Here is a 16,367-nt window from a genome sequence, read left to right as displayed (position 1 = left end):
ACTGGATGGAGGCAAATCGCTACATCAACATGGACGACCTGCGCGAGCACAAGAAGCTCGCTCTACGCCAAGCCGCTTGACCAGCACAATGGCCGCCCCCTTTTTGCAGAACTTGACGCACACAACCAACGCCGATTACCGCCGACTCATGTCGCCCTTTCTCATCCAAACCTCGGGAGACGTCTATTGTGTGTGGGTGCGCTGCGGGTAGCGCCCCTAAAGCTCAGTGGCTGGCAGAGATGCTGACGGCAGGATTCAGTTGGATCGAACGATGCCGCACTCCCTGATGAAGCGCGTGGGACGGTCACGATAATCCAGTTGATGCGATGCGATCAGCAGAAGTTTTTTTGGGCGCGTGATGCCGACATACATCAAGCGCCTCGCTTCATCGAACTCCGCTTGAGTTCGTGCGGAAAAATGCGGGACGCTTCCTTCGTTCATACATACCAATGCTGCCGCGTCGAACTCCCGGCCCTTTGAGTTATGAAGTGTGATCAGCTTGATCGCTCGGTCAGGATTCGCAAAAAGACCAAGGTCAGAGATTTGTAGGTTAGCGACATCGACATTTCGTCTTACCATGTCGGCCTCCATCTCGTCGACCGAACTCCGCAGAAGCCATTTTTGCGGTTCGGGTATCCAACCATCCCGAGTTAGAATTTCTGCGCACTGCTCCGAGCAAACCCTCATCCATTCAAGGCCGCCTGGATGCTTTAGAGCAATCCTCTTTGCCTCATAGACCAGAGAAAGAGCTGTCTTGCGACCCTCGTACGAAAACACATCGAAGCGCGTTACGCCGACTACCTCTTGCGAGAGGCCAAAAATGGCCTTCTCAACTCCTGGCAGCCCAAGCAAATGGTCTTGCTCAACGCAGGCACCAAGTTGCTCCGCAAGCGCGGCGAACGTTCGTCGACGCTGATACGGACGAGCGCCCGGACCGAATACCGGCACGTCGAGATCTCGCAGGTGCCTTCCGATGGGAACAAGATGTGTCCACCAAGGGGCCAAGATTGCGCATCTTCCAAGAGGAATTTTATGCGCATCGATCCAAGGCAGAAAGTAGTCAGTGACCGCAACCTTAGGATCGTTGACGTGAACATAGATCGGCGCCTCACCGTAATTTGACGCCGCTCCCACGCTCTGCATTCGTGGTGTGCGTGCTATGAGGTTTTCGGCAGCGTCGACGATCTTGGGACCGGACCGGAAGTTTCCTGAAAGGGCAAAGTCAAGCGATGCGTCAATATGATCCGCAAAGTCCTGTGCCATTGCCGGCTTAGCTCCTGCAAAGCCGTAGATGGACTGGTTCTCATCGCCCACCAGAAAGAAGCTGCTTCTTTTGTGGGCGAAAATGAGCTTGAAAATCTCAATTTGGACGGCTGTGGTGTCCTGAAATTCGTCGACAAGAAACCACTTGAATTTGGACGCGGCGCCGGTAGCCACGAAGCCATAACTGCTAAGGATCTTATACGAGTAGTAGAGGATCATCGAGAAATCGATAAATCCGTTAGCTAGCATCAATTGCCATAGCCGTTTTGCTAGCGGCACCGAGCCTACTCCCCGTTCAATACCGGGACCGAACGGCTCGCCATTCAGCCCCATGCTGATCGACGCGTAGTCATCGAAAGTAGTCCGTCCGACGCTTCGTCCAATCTCATCCTCTACGGCGGTTACCAAGCGCTCGAAATCTTGCGAATCCCTCGTTAGTATTTTAAATTTCGCTGGAACCTCTTTAACCAACCAGCGATATGGCCGGAGTATGTATTGCAAACAGAAAGAGTGGATCGTGCATACTTCAGTAACGTCAATAATGGCGCGGCTGCCAACCTGTTTAAGTCTGCTCTCAATCTCGTCTACAGCAGCGTTCGTGTAAGTGATGCACGCGATCGAGCGTGGCGAGCCAATTTGCCCCTCAGCCAGCAGCAAGAGCTTTGCTGTGATGACACGGGTTTTGCCGCTGCCCGGGCATGCTGACAGATAGATATTGCCTTCTTCAACGACAGGAGCGCGCTGCTCAGCGGTAAGGCTTATCATTTACTGAGCCAGTCAACAGCGTCTTCGATATAACGAGGCAAGGCGGTACAGAGACTTGCGTGGCGAGCACAGACTTGCGCAAACCGGGCCTTTCCGAATCGCTTCGCAGCTGCGAGGACGGCGTCCCCGGCATCCTCCAGAATGGTATCTTCGTCTGCGTCGCCAAAGATGTCTGTAAGCTGTGCAAAACTCTCTTCAAGGTGCATGAAGGTCCTTGTCGCACCCAGGTCTTTTAGAGCGGCGATGAACATAGGCAGGGTACTGACGGAAACGAGCTCACGCTCGAAAGTGGTCGCTCCAGCAAAGACCTCAACGAAGGGACCGCGAAGCGCTGCAAGGTCCGGCGCATCCACATCAACGTCAAAATTCTCGTCGGCATCAGACGGAGAAAGGTCGGCATCTGCGACAATGGCGCACCGTTTTTCCAAAGAGCCTTCGCGGAACAGCTTGGCGTACACGCCGAAATGAATGCCGTAAATGGCGATGACAGAGATGCCAACTCGCTCAAGCTGAATCCCTTTCACGGACTCGACCATAGCGGGGATCAGGAAAATTTCTGCTGGTCCTTCGACCAGCATCACACGGCGCGCAAACAGTAGATTGCTCTTCGTTGCGTCGAGATACCGCTCAAGGTCGGCGACGTCCGATTCATCAAGAGCATCATTCTTTGCGAGCGTCCCTGCCGCAACACTCAGATCTTCCTTACGGGTGAGGGATACGAAGGTCTTGAACGGCGCTTGAGACGTAACCTGCGGGCTATGGGTTGTTAGAATTACCTGTATGCCAAACTGACGGAGCGCAATCAGAAGTGCAGTCTGAAGCTGAGGGTGCAGATGCGCCTCAGGTTCTTCGATCAGTAGGAGCTGACCGGCGCTTGAAGCCCGCGCAATGCGCTTCTGCAGGTATTCAACGAGTATTGCGATATAGAGAATATTGTTCATGCCGAGGCCGTTGCGGGCAGGCTCGAACTTCATCAACGTTGCGTCTGATAGCAGTACTTTGAGGTTGCGGATAATCGATTGAAATGTTGCGGAGGCAAGACCCAGGCCTACATCCATCTCGAACGCCGGGCCAGATACGGTTTTGAACGATTTGTCGACAGCCGCAGCAACATCGGAAATCGTTTTGGCACCCTCAATCTTCGCGTTTGCCTCATTGAGGATTGCAATGAGGGCTTGCTGCTCGGTGGGCGGTACGTCGAATGCTTCTATCAAACGTACGAGGGGTGAAACCCGAGCGTTGCGAAGATCGGCCTCAACGTCACGAAGCGCCGCAAGCGAAACGACCAAATAGGATTGAAGGTCGGCGAAGCGAACCGGCTCGCCTACGTCCTCGTCGTTCCATTCGAGCTTGCTGAGGTCTAAAGCAGGATCACCTCCCGCTCGCAGGTCCCATGAATAGTCCTCAAGCGTAAGTTCACCTGGAGCGATCTCGGAATTGTTCAGCTTTTCGCGAATGCTCGGCTTGGGACGGAACCTATAGAAAATTCTTGCCGTATCCGGCCCCGTTTTCCATGTGCTGACGAGCGCCTCTTCGTTGACCTTGCCTTGAAAATCGGAGAGTTCAATCCCGATCAATACTTGGTTGGGGACCGAAATGTCGACTGACGAATTAATATCTTCCCGTATAAGGGAGCGATAACTGGACGGCAGTGTGACATCAAGACATATCTGGATCGCTCTCAGGAGAGCGCTCTTTCCCGTATTGTTTTCGCCGATAACGCAACAAAGCCCTTCACAAACACTTATGTCGACGGCAGCAAGCGCCCTGTAATTACGAACGACGATGCGAGAAATTTGCATGCTAGTCCCCCCTTTCTATATGCTTTAGAAGGGAAATTGGTCTGACGCAACTGCGCTAGATCATTGAGTGCAAAAGAATATTTGCGATATGAACATCGCCCTCTTCAGGCCTACGGCGCTTAAGCGCGGCGCTTTGCACCGCCACATGGGCTCACGGTTTCAAGGGCAGGCCTTCAATTTGGTGTGCTCCAACGGGAGCGAAAAGCCCTTCCCTATGCTTGGATGGAACGGCGTGTGTAGCTATAGTTAGATTAGGCTCGATGCCGGCGCCCCCGAACAGTTTCGAACTCCTGCCCGCCAGATTCGTAGAGAGTGTCATATGACGCCACCTTGCCCAATGAGCTAGGATTTGGAAGATGCTGGCGTCTGGCCATCATCGAAGTGGCAGGTTTCCAGCCCCGTTGCACCAACGAAAATCGCTTTCTCGATATTTTGGGCACCGCGAAAATCGGCATTCTGAAATCGCACTTTTTTGAAAATGCAATTCGTTAGGTCTGCGCCATAAAAGGCCGGGTTGTAAATCTGGGCATAAATCGGTGAACCGTCTTCCGCTTCATCGACAAGTTCTTGCCAATCGGCTTCATCGGCTATGACTCTTTCGACCGACCAATTCAAAGAGGTTCCGTTGAATCTAGCACCAACAAGAGATGCGCCCTGAAAAACGCAGTCATTAAACGTAGCCAAAGAAAACTCGCCGCTGCTGAAACAAACGTCGCTACAATCCACTCCAGTGAAAGCCACTGAATTGAGCTTCGCGAAGTTTTTCATTTCGTCGTCAAAGTAGAGACCATCCGAGATTACAGCGCCAGAGATAGAGCGGATCCCGTTACTGGGAAAGGAGAAATTAGTCAGCCGTGCGCCACGCAGGTCGATGTCTGTAAGGCCGAATTTGGCAAGTCCGCGTATCGCGGAACCTATGATACTATGCGCACGCGGATCATCGAACCTTTTCACGTCTTCGATACGCCCACGCAAACGGGCAATGTCATCGCTCCGACGACGAAATTGCTCATAAGCTCCAAATGTGAACACCACCACAACCACGTCGAAGAATCCCGCCGTGGTGTTTGTGGCTACGCCTTTCCAATACTCGTCCAACCGGTCGTAAACGTACCAAAAGAAGACTGCGATGCCGGCGGAAAGCAGAAGAACAGTGACGGCCACAGTCCACCAACTTGAACCGACGGCAATCACCGTCTTGCGCCAGTTCCAAGTTTTCTTTTTTGGCAATAGGAACCTCCCCGCCGATTTCAGCCAGTCGGCTGTCGCTGCGCTCACATCCTAAGCCTGCTGGGAGAGCGCCTGGAATATAGGCTAGCGGTGTCTCAGATTCTTCAATGCCGATTAGTCGGCCATGTTCTTCTCGCATGCGAAGCATGCTTCGCCCGGATGACTTTCGTATGCCTCTTTAAGGAGGTCAGTGTATTCGCGGGCTTTCATGGCGGCAGCCCACGGAACAGGCCCAGTAGCACCACGGTTCTGGTGCCGTGGGCCTCGCAGCGTTCCATTCTTTCGATGTCCACTAGGTAGGACGCAGCCATAGCCAAATTTTCTTCGTGTTCCATCATTGCCGCCTTAACACCACCCATGATGTTCTCCTTCCCTAAAACACAGCGCAAGTATCCGGCCCGGCGGGACGACGCAAGGTAGGTGGGCACTGGCATTTGATGAAACAAGATGTCGTAAAGGAAAGCTTACTTGACTACGCGTCCCATGGCGCGGCCCGTCGTATTTCCATGGCCTGATTGGCAAGGAGTCTCCCCGGCGACCGCCGATCCGTCTGGCTACGCGCCGCTTTCATCAATCCGCCGCGCAACATCTGCATCTCGGTAAGGTCGCCGAATCGCGTCATTCCGAGTTGATGCCAAATGCAGGCCGGCGCCCCAAATGCGGGTCGGTGGCCTGCCTTTCCAGACCGACGAAGTCAGCGGCTATCGCTTGATATGATCTACAATCCTCTTGAACGATTGATCGATCAGGCCGCTCAAGCGGCAGGCTTCCGGCGAGTTTTTTCAAATCATCAAGGACAGAAGCTATATGCGGCCAGGGGAAGTCTGTTGGATCATCGATGTCGCGATCCGCGCCAGCGATGATTTCGAGCTTGGCGACAATGCCTAGAAGCGATCGCGCCGGTATCCGGGGGAGTTTGTCTTGAAGCTTCAAGGCCGCTGTCGTGGCCTCGACCTCCGCCTGATAGGCGATCGTGTAGCCGACCTTTTCATCAATCGCTTCCGGGCCTGCAGCGTCGAGAACGCGCCTCTCTAGACGCTGTTGTAGTCGACAAAGGACCTGCGAAACGCGTTGTGCCCGCAACCAGTCTCGCAGCAGGAGAATCGCGGGGTCTGGACCGCATAACCCGCTCAAGGCGTTGGGGGCCTGGCCATGGGTGACGGAGGGCGTGGTCGTGCTATAGTCGGAATCAGCCATGATCCGAGCTCCGATAAGCTTAGGCGTGGTCAGACTGCGGGAAGTGGACGCACCTCCTCCAACGGTCGCTTCCTAAAACAAGCATATTTGCACTTTTTGTGCAACAGGGCATTTGAACAATGAAGGTAAGTGCGGCCCAAATTCGTGCGGCTCGTGGGCTACTCGACATTTCTCAACAGGAGCTGGCGGATATATCCAAGGTAAGTTTGAGGACTATCGTGCAGTTCGAACGTGGTTCGAAACCTGCATCTGAATCGATCCTGCAGGCACTGAAGCTATCACTCGAAGCTGTTGGGATAGAGTTCATTCCGAATAATGGCGGCGGCCCCGGTGTTCGTTTGTCTCGCAATCAGAACTAACGCTCTGCTCGCCATGCAACAGGATCGTCAACCCATCGATTGACATCGGATTCCCGCCAGCCAGCCCCGTTGACACTGATCTTGATCTGAGCCGGGAACGTGCCTTCGGCGATCTTGCGATATATGGTTGAACGGGACAGACCCGTCCGAGCAAGGACGGTTTTGAGGCGTATGATACGATCCGGCTCGGACATAACTGCCTGCACCTCAGTGGTTGTCGCTGATTTCTGCTGGGACAGACAAGACGAACTCATGCAGGAGGCAATCAGGTTTGTCGCCTCAGCCAGCTGCGGAGTGCAAACGGCGGCAAATCGGCATGCCTTAGATCCCAATGCCCCGCCCCTTACCGATGCCATGGCTGAAGGCGAGTTCGGCGCCCAGGCGACGACCCGAATCCCCGTTGATGCCAAGTTCGCGTTTGCGGTTTGCCAGTAAGGATTCAAGTTGAGGATCGCGTTCGAGGCTCTTGGCCATATCGGACATGGCCAAGCGCGTTGACTTGTAGCCAGACATGTCGCCGGCCTGGTACTGGTGTTGGCTCTTACGGTCGAGCTTCTGCCAGCCTTCCACGAACCGGTCGGCGCGGCGGCTGGGATCGATGTCCCTCCCGGTGCGGATTTCCGTCTCAAGCTGGAGGGCAAGCACGATGCGGCTGACGCGGCCGGCCCCTGCCTCGCGGACAAGTTCGGGGTTTTTCACATAGGCCGCTTCGGCATCGCGCCAGCCATACGGCCGCACCGTCTCGAAAGCGCTGCGGGCATCCCTCAATTCGCGCATCTGCTCGGGACTACCCTGCCCGTCCACATTTCCAGTGCTGAGGATCGCGTCGAGCGCTCGCGCGTGACGCACTAGCGCCTGCGTGCGGGCTCGGCGAATTTCTGCTTCGGGGTTCCCCGGCAGATTAGTGTCGCGCGGCGCTCCCCTGGCAGCAGGATCTCTTCTAGGCGTGGCGCCAACATCTCCGATCTGCGCCCCAACATTTTCCCTTCCCGGCCCGCGCCCACCTTCCTGGCTGGGCCCGCCGTCTCCGGGCGAGCGCAACCCGTCCAGCAATCCGCCGATCCTGTCGCGCAGCTTCTCCGGGACAATCCGGCGCACGATCTCTACCACGCGCTCGCGGAACGTGATGCCGCGCCGCTCGGCATAGATCTGCGCCGGATCGATCTGCTCGTAGTCCGACGCCATGTCCTTGGCGCGGTCCCGTGACAGCGTGCGGTCCAGCCGCTCCCGCGTACTGAAGTCGTCGCCGCCGTAATGCAAATCCATCCTATCTCGATGCCGCGACAGTGCGACGTAGCTGCCATGTGCATCCATGCCAGGCGTAGCGAGTACATGGGTCCGATCGACCGTCATGCCCTGCGCCTTGTGAATGGTCGCGGCATAGCCGTGGTCGATGTGCGCGTAGTCTTTCAGGTCGAAGCGAACCGATCTGCCATCATCGACGCGAGCCGTCATGCTCTGTTTGCTGACTTCCTCCACAATGCCAAGCGTGCCGTTCTTGACGCCAAGCCCGCGCTCGTTGCGCAGGAACATGACCCGGTCGCCGCTGGCGAAGATTCTCACGCCGCGTTCGACGCTTATCGGAACATCGTCGCCGAGATCTCCCGCAATGCGCATGCGCTCGCGCGCCGCCTGGTTCAGGGCGCGCACTTCGTCGTTTGTGTGGGTGAGGATGATCCGGCTCGCCTCTGGATGCGCCTGCCTGTCGCGATCCCAGCGTTCGATGAGTTCACCTCGCGCTTCGTCGCGCGTTGCAGCCTGATGCACCATGCCTGGCGCGTCGTAGGCGCTGATCGCAGCATTGATCCTGCCGGCTGCAAGATCACGCGTGGCATCACGCTGCCAGTCCTCGCGCTGCCGACGCACTTGGCCAATTTCGACACCGCCGTGGCGTTCGTGAATCGAGCGGAATGCAGCGCCGGCTTCGATTGCCTGCAACTGCTGCGGATCGCCGACGAGGACGACTTTTGCGCCAACGTCCGCAGCATGGGAAAGCACGCGCTCCAACTGGCGCGTGCCGACCATGCCGGCCTCGTCGATCACCAGGACATCCCGCGCCGTAAGCATATCGCGGCCCTGCCCCCAGCCGTGTTCCATGCTGGCGATGGTGCGTGACGGGATGCCTGATCCGCCTTCGAGATTCTCGGCGGCAATGCCGGAGAGTGCGGCGCCTCGAACCTCGTAGCCCGCCGCTGCCCATGCCTGGCGCGCAACGCCAAGCATGGCGCTCTTGCCGGTTCCGGCAAAGCCGACGACGACACCAAGACCACGACCATCGGTGATGTGCGCAAGCGCTTCGGTCTGCTCGCCTGACAGGACAAGCCCGCGTTGCGCAGCTCGCGCCAGTGCTGCCTCGCGATGGGCGTCACTCACCGCGTGTCGCTCGTCCAAATCAATACGCGCCGCCGCGCGGTGAAGGCGCTGTTCAGTGTCGATCATCTGCCGGGTGGTGAAACGGTCTTCGCCACGTCCGTCCTTGCCGAGTTCAATCAGATCGGTTGCACTGCTGATGGCTCGCGCAACCTCGTTGAACTGCTCGATACCGTCGCTGTGGCGATGCGCAAACTTCGCAATGTCTTTTTGGGTGAAGGTCGATTGCTGATGCGTGATGGCATCCAGCGCCACGGATGGATCCACAATAATCCGCGCGCCATTGTTGCGCGCGATCTCGCGGTGCAGTTCGGCGCGATCGGCTTCAGCATTCCCATCATCAAGGCCGTCGCCCTCGATGCGTTGCGCCGGTGCACCAATCTGGGTCTGCGGCTCCAGGGCAATGCCCTGCGCTTCCAGGCTGCGATGATCGATGCGGGCGTCTATGTCGAGTTCGGCAAGCCGCTCATTGGCAAGTTCGGCCCATCGCTCGCGCCAGCGCTCGACAAGCTCGGTCTGGTTCCAGTCTCGTACCTTTGCGCCAAATCCGTTCTCGTCCACGGAGCGCATGGTGAGCATGACATGGGCATGCGGCTTGGGACTGCCATCCTCTGCCCTGTCCCAATGCACATTGAGATCGGCGACCATGCCTCGGCTGACAAACTCGGCCTGAACGAAGTCGCGCGCCAGCTCGATGCCTTGCGCCTGGCTCAGTTCGCGCGGGAGGGCAAACTCCACCTCGCGGGCAAGTTGGGCATCCTTGCGCATCTCGAAGGCTTCGACATCGTTCCACAGCCGTTCGCGGTCGCTCCAGGCTTCGGGCGCATTCTCCGGCAACATCACCTCGGAATGGACAACACCGCGCTTGCTGGAAAAATCCTGCACACGATCAATGCGCTCGTCGCGCAACCGCGAAGCCGAGCGGTAGGCGGCAGACGCCACAGCGCTTGAGCCGGCCTTGCGGCCAATGACCTTGACGTGAAGATGATAGATCGCCATCGCGACCAAATCATTTGCACGGCAAAGCCCACGTCGGCACGACGTATAAGCGCGCCCTCCCTCGAAAAATTCTCGGGATGGACCAGCCCGTCCCGGGCTGTCTCGGCAACCCTGAAGCCTTCCGGCAAGCGCTCCCCTATCATCCTCCGATCGACAATCGATGGAGACAGCCATGCGCAAACCCCGAGACTTCGACGCCGAAATGAAAGCACTGGAAGACAAGGCGCGGGAGCTCAAGACGCGAAAGGTGCAGCAGCTTGGCGAATTGGTGATCGCCACCGGCGCCGATCAACTCAGCAGCGAGGAACTCGCCGGCGCGCTGGTCGCAATCACTGAGACGAAAGACACCGCAAAGCGTGAGGCATGGGCTAAGCGTGGAGTGACGTTTTTCGAAAGCAGGCCCCGGCGAACTGCTCCGGCATCTCAGCGCAACCATCGCAGCGCTGCAGCGCAACCGGGCAGCACACAATCGCCGTCAGGCGGCACGGGCTCGCAATGATATGCGCGCTTGGCAGGTTGAGCGACGCAAGCGAACCCGACATCTGATTGAACTCGGCGGTCTGGTCGTTAAGGCGGGTCTCGTCGAGTTGACCAATGATAATCGCGCCATCATCTACGGCGCACTGCTCTGGATCGCGGCTAAGCTGCAGAGCCATGAAGGCGAGCATGCGCGAGACCTGTCGGCCGCGAAAGGAAGGCAAGCGTTCGAAGCGGAACAGCACGAGAAGAAAAAGGGGCCACGAACTTAGCGGCGGTCGGCGCGAGCGGTGGGCGGCAAAGGCTCCGACAGCCTCAAAGGGTCACGCAGCCAGACCCTCAACCTTCGCCCGCGCATGCAGAAATTCCACCGCGCGCCCGGCATGTGATGCGGCGTTGAATATCGCCCGCGTGTCGTTCTTCAACACTTTCAGCCAGCTTGCGACATAGGCCGCATGGTCGTCGCGCGTCTCGGGCGTCAGTTGAAGATCGGCGCAAAGAAAAGCCGCGCCGAGTTCCGCCACCAGCTCTTCCATGGCGTATCCCTCATCGCCGAAGCGCTTGCGCCCAAACTCCCGGTCGAGGCGCGTCGGGTGCTTCGTCCAATGCACAGTTTCATGGCCGAGGGTGGCGTAATAGCTCTCGGCATCGCGGAAGGCTTCAAAGACCGGCATCCGCACCTGGTCGCGGGAGATGACGTAGCACGCTGAATTGCCGCCATGCTCGATATCGGCGCCGAGCGCGGCGAAGAAGCTCTCGGCCCGTTCAATGCGCGTGATCGTATCATCGCGCGGGGCCGGTCTCGCATAATAGGTCTCGGGCAAGCCTTCCACCTGTTCGGCATTGAAGACGGTATAGCCTTTGAGAAACGGAATGGAGGTTTCGGATTCCTCGCCGGTTGCCGTGTCGGTCTCGGTACGGGTGATGCGGTCGGCATAGACCACAAGGCTGCCCTTCTCGCCCTTGCGGACGTGCGCGCCGAGATCAAGCGCCTGTTTGAAGGTAAACCAGAACGGGGTTGCGTATCCCTTCTCCACCGCTGCCGCCCACAGCATCAGCACGTTGATGCCCTGATAGGGAATGCCGCCCGCGCGCAGCGGCCGGGTGATGCGGCCGGCGGCATGTCCAGCATTCCACGGCTGATGCCACGGGCGCGTGCCCTGTTCGAGGGCGCGGATAATCTGGTCGGTGATCTGTTGATAGAGGTCGGTTTTCATGGCGGTCTCTTTTGGTTTGGGGTTCAGCTCCGTCTGAACCCCTGACCGTCGGCGAGACCGGGTTAGGGGGAGCAACAAGAAAATCGTCAGGGGGAACCACCCGGTTCGCAGCGACTGAGGCGGAGCCGAGGGAGTGAGAATTGGGGGATGGCGATTTTCTTGTTGCTGGGGGTCGTGAGGGCGGAGCCCTGTCGCCCCCATCTTGGGCAAGGGATCGTCACCCGAAGGGCGAAGACCCTGCGTAGCTCTAGCGAAGCAGGGGCTTCGGGCGCGTGCGCCTAGAGCCCGGTCCAGTAGAGCAGGATGACCCATGTCGGCCAGTTCCGAGGCCGCCTCGCGTCAATTTCTGGCCGCGCTACGCGAGAAGCGCGGATACAGCGGGCACACGTCCCTGCGCCTCACGCAATACCGCCAGAGCCTCGCCCACGAGGGTTGCGTCTCTTGCCCAGGTCTCTGATCCACCCTGAAACTTTTCGCCATGAACGTAGCTGTTTCTTACGCGGCAAACTCCCTGCACGATGAGCTGGTGGACATTGGCAAGGGGCGTGGGGTGCTCCGGCTGCCATGTCAGGCCCTCACTCATCAACTTTCGTGGCGGGTCACCGATAAGCGTTGCGGCAACTCCCGCGTTCACGATGTCAGCAAAGAATGTCGGGCCAAGCGCCTTGGCGAAAGCATCCCAATCAGCTTGAGCGTCGGATCTGTTCTTCAAGAATCCCGTGCGCTTAAGAGCATGCTCAAAACGGCCAAAAAGCCGGGCAAGCTCTCTCCCGTCATTATAAGGATCAGACATCGGATTCCTCCAAGTTGACAGGATCGCAAGTCTGCAAGACAAGCTTTGGGATGACCCCACAAATCGTCAGGTGGTTTATCGAGGGCTTAACGCTTCTTCACTGCCCTCTTGCGGCGAGACCGACGCTCTTCAACGATCAACTGTGCAGGCTTGGCCAAACGGGAAACAGCAGGCGCCTTAAGGGCTTTGGGTTTTTTGGCTTTTGCGCCCGGCTTTCCGTTAAGTTGACTGTCGTATTCCTCGATAACCGTCGTTGCGAGTTCCACAAATCCGCGTAGCTTGTCCGCGCGATCCTTCAGAAGCTTCCGCTGCTCTTCGTCGGGATCGGTTGCGTCGGCAAGGTCGCCGTCCGCAATGATGATGCGCAAAATCGGCAATTCAATCTGCTCAAGGCCGGCCTTCTGGGCAAGCGCGACCCATACCCTTGATTTATCAATTGCGTTATCCGCTGCGTTCGCCAGGCATTGCCTGATGAGGATGCGCGCAGAATAGTCGAGGCGCTCCGCCAATTGCAGCCATTGTTGCGATGCCTTGCTTTCTTTGCGCGCACTCTCGGGTGGCAACGGAGGCGCGAAATAGCGATATGGCCCTGCGTCAGAATCAAGCGACGCCAGTGTTCTTATTATCGGTTCGAGTTCCTGAAACGGGCGGCTGCCGCTTGGCAACTCGTGTCTGTGTTGCCAAAGGGCGAGGATCGCATCGCGGCACGCTATGACGCGCTGCGGGTGATCCTTCGCAGCTTTCTGTTCGGCATTTTTGATTTGCTCCGCAAGGTAATGGACCATCCAGCGCGACAACGTATCATTGGTGTCGGCGAGCTTCAGTTCGGCGATGAGCTTTTTGCCAAGGGCCAAGATCGCGTCAGCATGTTTCGATACTTCCGTCGGATTTGATGAGGAAGAGTTGGACCGTGGGCGGGACTTTCTTGTTGTCATCGTCATCTCGGCTTTCGTATCGAGAGTAGCTGCGCCGCCGCTCGATTTCCACTTTAACGATCATGTCCATATCGAGCTTGCGCAACAGCTGCCGGATGAATGGTAACGACGCGTGGACCCGACTGCCTCGGTTGTCGCTGGTGTCATCGTCCCTTTCGTGAAACATCCCCCAGGTTTCGATCACCATGGAGGCCGGTTCCTTCGCGTCCAGCCGCCAGTGCCGGCCTTCGCGGTCGGCTACCAATTTCATGCCATCAACAATTTCATTCGACGGGCGGGGCGCCGGGCAGCGAATTTCCCCCGCCCAAGGGTCTTTGTCGTCAATTCCCCGGGCACGGGTGCGGTCAATAACCCAGCCTTTCAGCTGAAATGCCCCGGAATTGATTTGCCAGTCACTCGTGGCTTCAGGGATCGCGTAATCGTTCTGGTCATCAGCACTGTGCAAGGCACGGAGGAGTGCCGAGGACCTTTCACGCGAAACAAGCGCGCTTCGGATCGTGCACTCTTCCTGTTGTCTGCCTGACGAAGCGTTCCAATAACCCCAGGGGGCGACCACCCCCGGCGACGGGAAGAACACGCGGTCTATATCTTCGCGGCCAACCGATGAGGGCCAGTCGGCGTCTTTGATGTCATTTTTACAGGAAAGAATATCGAGCGGGATAGGGTCTCGCCGGTCGGCAAGCCAATAGCCGTCCTGGCGGGACAGGTCATGGTATGACCGGAACCATTCTGAAAAGTCATCCTCGGTTGAATCGGGGCTACGATAGGTTGGTGTGGTGTCGAGAAGCCCGCCAGCCACGATCATTGTAGCGTGGGAACCTAAGTAGAAACGGAGGTCGTCAACACTTGGGTATGAGCTATTCGAATGCCGTGTGTCTTCGTATTCGAACATCTTCCGGCGGCTTCGCGCATCTTCTTGCCAATGCAACCGGCCGGGATACTGCCAGTCATCCGTAACGACGGCTGCCACCCGTCGCTCGATATCGCTGCTCAAAAGACCGAAGCACTTCGCCAGTGGCGGGAACCAATAGGATTCCATGTCATGGTCAAAATAGAAATGGTCTTCGTCATACGTCTTCGGCGACGAACGTGCGCTTCCGCGCTCATAAGAGCGGGCTTCAATCGCCGGGAACGGCGATACATTCACTGCCAAGATTTGTGCGCGTAACTCCGGATCAAGCAATCCAGCATCGATCAGCGCAAGCGCTGCACGTTTCGCCAACTCACGAAAGACAACGTGAGCCTCTGGCGGGCGCATATTTTGGAAGATGAAATCAGAATGAGCAGCGACAATATCGGGGCAATTCCTGGCTGCCCGTGCAAGAGCAATCAGAAACCACTGACGCGCATGCAGGTTGTAGAAAAACAGCCCGGCATCGGCAAACGCGCCGCCCACATTGCCGCGAACATACGCTACCAACGCCGAAATGACCGGGCGATGCCGAAGCTCGCAGAACGCATGAACGACGTGCGCGGCCTCCCAGCGTCGTGTGGCGCGGGGTGAGGCCAGCGCGCCAAAGACATACCCCGCAACCGCGCTATCGATATCCCCTCCAGGCGCGAGCGCGGCAGACCACGGCCCGTCGCCGTCGGTATCTTTAAGGACTGCATCGAAAAGTTTCAGACCGAAGCCAAGCGCGTCGGATGCTTCGCTTCGGGTTAGCTTGCCGGCAAGCAGGCCCACCAGCGTAAACAGCCGGCCGACATCTAAAATCTCAGTAACCTCACCGATACCCGTCAGAACGACTTCAATGACATCGCCCTCAAGAACGCCGGCCAATTCACAGGCGGTCTTGAACGGCAGTACTTCGTAGTGGCGGCCGCGAGTCACATCCAGGCAATAGCGGCGGCCGAAGCTGCGTAAGGCGGCAGCTAGGGCTGCCTTGATGGAAAGCCTCGTTTTCCACGCGGCCGGAAACGCCTCGAGGAAGCTCCGGAGGTGGTAAAGGTCAAATTCTGGCGCCTCAGCCAAAGCGATAACAAATTCCGCTTCTTTCCCCGCAGGAATGCGTGCAATGGCCTGCTGAAAAAATTGATCTTGATAGAATGGCGGTTCGGATTTGCGGAATCGCTGCTGGGCTTTTGAGAGTTCGTTTGCCACGACCGGATTGACGCCCCGGAAAACCGCGCGCCAATCCTTTTTGGCATCTTCGTTCCAGCGTTTCGACGGGCGCCCGTTGCCGCTCGCTTCATTGTCCGCATCCAGCTTCCTCTCATCGCGGTCGAGCTGGTCAAGGCGCGTTTGCAAATCAGGCGCGGCAATACGGTGCTTGGCGAACAGGTCTCGAACCTTCCGCCATGTCGCAACGGTGTGTCCTTGCATCTTGATGTAGTGGTAGCCGAGATCCGCGACAGACTGTTTCTCGGCTTTCGTCCCGCAGGCATCGAGCGCGGAAGCGAGTATATCTGCCTCATTCCATTCCGCACGGAACCCGATCAGAGGCAGCGCCTTTCGCGCGTCCAGCACTTTTCGCTCAATAAGGTACTCTACTGCTGCCGCCAAAACCCTGCCGGGTCGGCCAAAGGCACGGTCGCGCCACCGGCTTAATATGGCGAAGGATGATACGGGGCAGAGAGCTGCGATGGCCTCAACTGTCCGATGCCAGTCGAAATGCTTGTCCCGTGCAACATAGTCGTAGGTCACTTCGGCGCAGCGCGCGAGGTTGTAAGCCATTTCAGGCGCCGGTTGCGCCTGATCGGCGGCAGCTTCCGCCAAATCCAAAAGCGCTGCCCAGCGGTCCACATTTTCGTTGCCAACCTTGCTGGCAACCTCAACAGCTTGGTTGAAGTACGCCTCGGCTTCCGACCGGCTTGTGGCGAGCACCGATCTTGCCAAGGTTACATACATTTCGGCTTTTGAATCGGCGTGGTCGCGCTCATCCTTTGTCAGCTGAAATGCTTGCGCCGCGTATTGAAGCGCATGAGTTGATAGCCCTGCAGAACGCGCCATGGAACGCGCA

The 16,367-nt window shown here is 57.6% G+C and carries 13 protein-coding genes; 3 read left to right on the top strand and 10 right to left on the bottom strand.

Features of this window, described 5'->3' with window-relative positions:
- Positions 1-255: 255 nt before the first annotated feature.
- The 5 genes from CK228_RS08815 to CK228_RS08795 all read right to left on the bottom strand — a co-directional run bounded on the left by CK228_RS08815 (position 256) and on the right by CK228_RS08795 (position 6,257).
- On the bottom strand, positions 256-2,028 hold the full coding sequence (locus tag CK228_RS08815; protein WP_095787560.1) for an ATP-dependent helicase: 1,773 nt from the start codon (positions 2,026-2,028) through the stop codon (positions 256-258).
- A complete protein-coding gene (locus CK228_RS08810) occupies positions 2,025-3,830 on the bottom strand; it encodes an AAA family ATPase (protein WP_095787559.1) in 1,806 nt (601 codons plus the stop codon). The genes CK228_RS08815 and CK228_RS08810 overlap by 4 nt, the downstream gene beginning before the upstream one ends.
- A 342-nt stretch (positions 3,831-4,172) precedes the next feature.
- Complete coding sequence (locus CK228_RS08805) at positions 4,173-5,108, bottom strand: pentapeptide repeat-containing protein (RefSeq protein WP_095787558.1); 936 nt, start codon at positions 5,106-5,108, stop codon at positions 4,173-4,175.
- A 158-nt stretch (positions 5,109-5,266) separates the two neighbouring features.
- The gene (locus CK228_RS35210; RefSeq protein WP_179295848.1) at positions 5,267-5,419 is read right to left on the bottom strand and encodes a hypothetical protein; all 153 of its coding nucleotides are present in this window, start codon (positions 5,417-5,419) and stop codon (positions 5,267-5,269) included.
- A gap of 259 nt (positions 5,420-5,678) precedes the next feature.
- The gene (locus CK228_RS08795) at positions 5,679-6,257 is read right to left on the bottom strand and encodes a hypothetical protein (RefSeq protein ID WP_095787556.1); all 579 of its coding nucleotides are present in this window, start codon (positions 6,255-6,257) and stop codon (positions 5,679-5,681) included.
- 119 nt (positions 6,258-6,376) lie between these two features.
- Here CK228_RS08795 and CK228_RS08790 point away from each other — a divergent pair, with 119 nt between their 5' ends.
- Positions 6,377-6,616 carry a helix-turn-helix transcriptional regulator gene (locus CK228_RS08790; protein WP_095787555.1) on the top strand — a complete coding sequence of 80 codons (240 nt, stop codon included), beginning with the start codon at positions 6,377-6,379 and terminating at the stop codon, positions 6,614-6,616.
- Here the strand turns inward: CK228_RS08790 and CK228_RS08785 are convergent.
- Positions 6,613-6,810, bottom strand: a complete 198-nt coding sequence (locus CK228_RS08785) for an AlpA family phage regulatory protein (RefSeq protein ID WP_095787554.1) — start codon at positions 6,808-6,810, stop codon at positions 6,613-6,615. The genes CK228_RS08790 and CK228_RS08785 overlap by 4 nt on opposite strands.
- Positions 6,811-6,937: 127 nt before the next feature.
- Entirely contained in the window at positions 6,938-9,985 is a 3,048-nt protein-coding gene (gene traA / locus CK228_RS08780) for a Ti-type conjugative transfer relaxase TraA (RefSeq protein ID WP_095787553.1), read from the bottom strand.
- Between the two features lie 172 nt (positions 9,986-10,157).
- On the opposite strand from traA, the gene CK228_RS08775 reads away from it, so the two are divergent.
- Complete coding sequence (locus tag CK228_RS08775) at positions 10,158-10,484, top strand: conjugal transfer protein TraD (RefSeq protein WP_179295854.1); 327 nt, start codon at positions 10,158-10,160, stop codon at positions 10,482-10,484.
- Position 10,485: 1 nt separating this feature from the next.
- Positions 10,486-10,734 (top strand): conjugal transfer protein TraD, encoded by a 249-nt coding sequence (locus CK228_RS08770; protein WP_095787551.1) that lies wholly within the window; start codon positions 10,486-10,488, stop codon positions 10,732-10,734.
- Positions 10,735-10,785: 51 nt separating this feature from the next.
- Here the strand turns inward: CK228_RS08770 and CK228_RS08765 are convergent, their stop codons facing one another.
- The 3 genes from CK228_RS08765 to avs3b form a co-directional block, all read right to left on the bottom strand.
- Positions 10,786-11,679 carry a zincin-like metallopeptidase domain-containing protein gene (locus tag CK228_RS08765; protein WP_095787550.1) on the bottom strand — a complete coding sequence of 298 codons (894 nt, stop codon included), beginning with the start codon at positions 11,677-11,679 and terminating at the stop codon, positions 10,786-10,788.
- A 355-nt stretch (positions 11,680-12,034) separates the two neighbouring features.
- Positions 12,035-12,472: a hypothetical protein gene (locus tag CK228_RS08760; RefSeq protein ID WP_095787549.1), complete on the bottom strand. Its 438-nt coding sequence runs from the start codon at positions 12,470-12,472 to the stop codon at positions 12,035-12,037.
- 86 nt (positions 12,473-12,558) lie between these two features.
- Entirely contained in the window at positions 12,559-13,326 is a 768-nt protein-coding gene (avs3b, locus tag CK228_RS08755; protein WP_095787548.1) for an AVAST type 3 anti-phage proein Avs3b, read from the bottom strand.
- Positions 13,327-16,367: the final 3,041 nt, after the last annotated feature.

It is taken from the genome of Mesorhizobium sp. WSM4312 (assembly GCF_002294875.1).
GTDB lineage: Bacteria > Pseudomonadota > Alphaproteobacteria > Rhizobiales > Rhizobiaceae > Mesorhizobium.
Note: the sequence above shows the minus strand (reverse complement) of the source record. Positions and strands in the feature narration are given on the sequence as shown.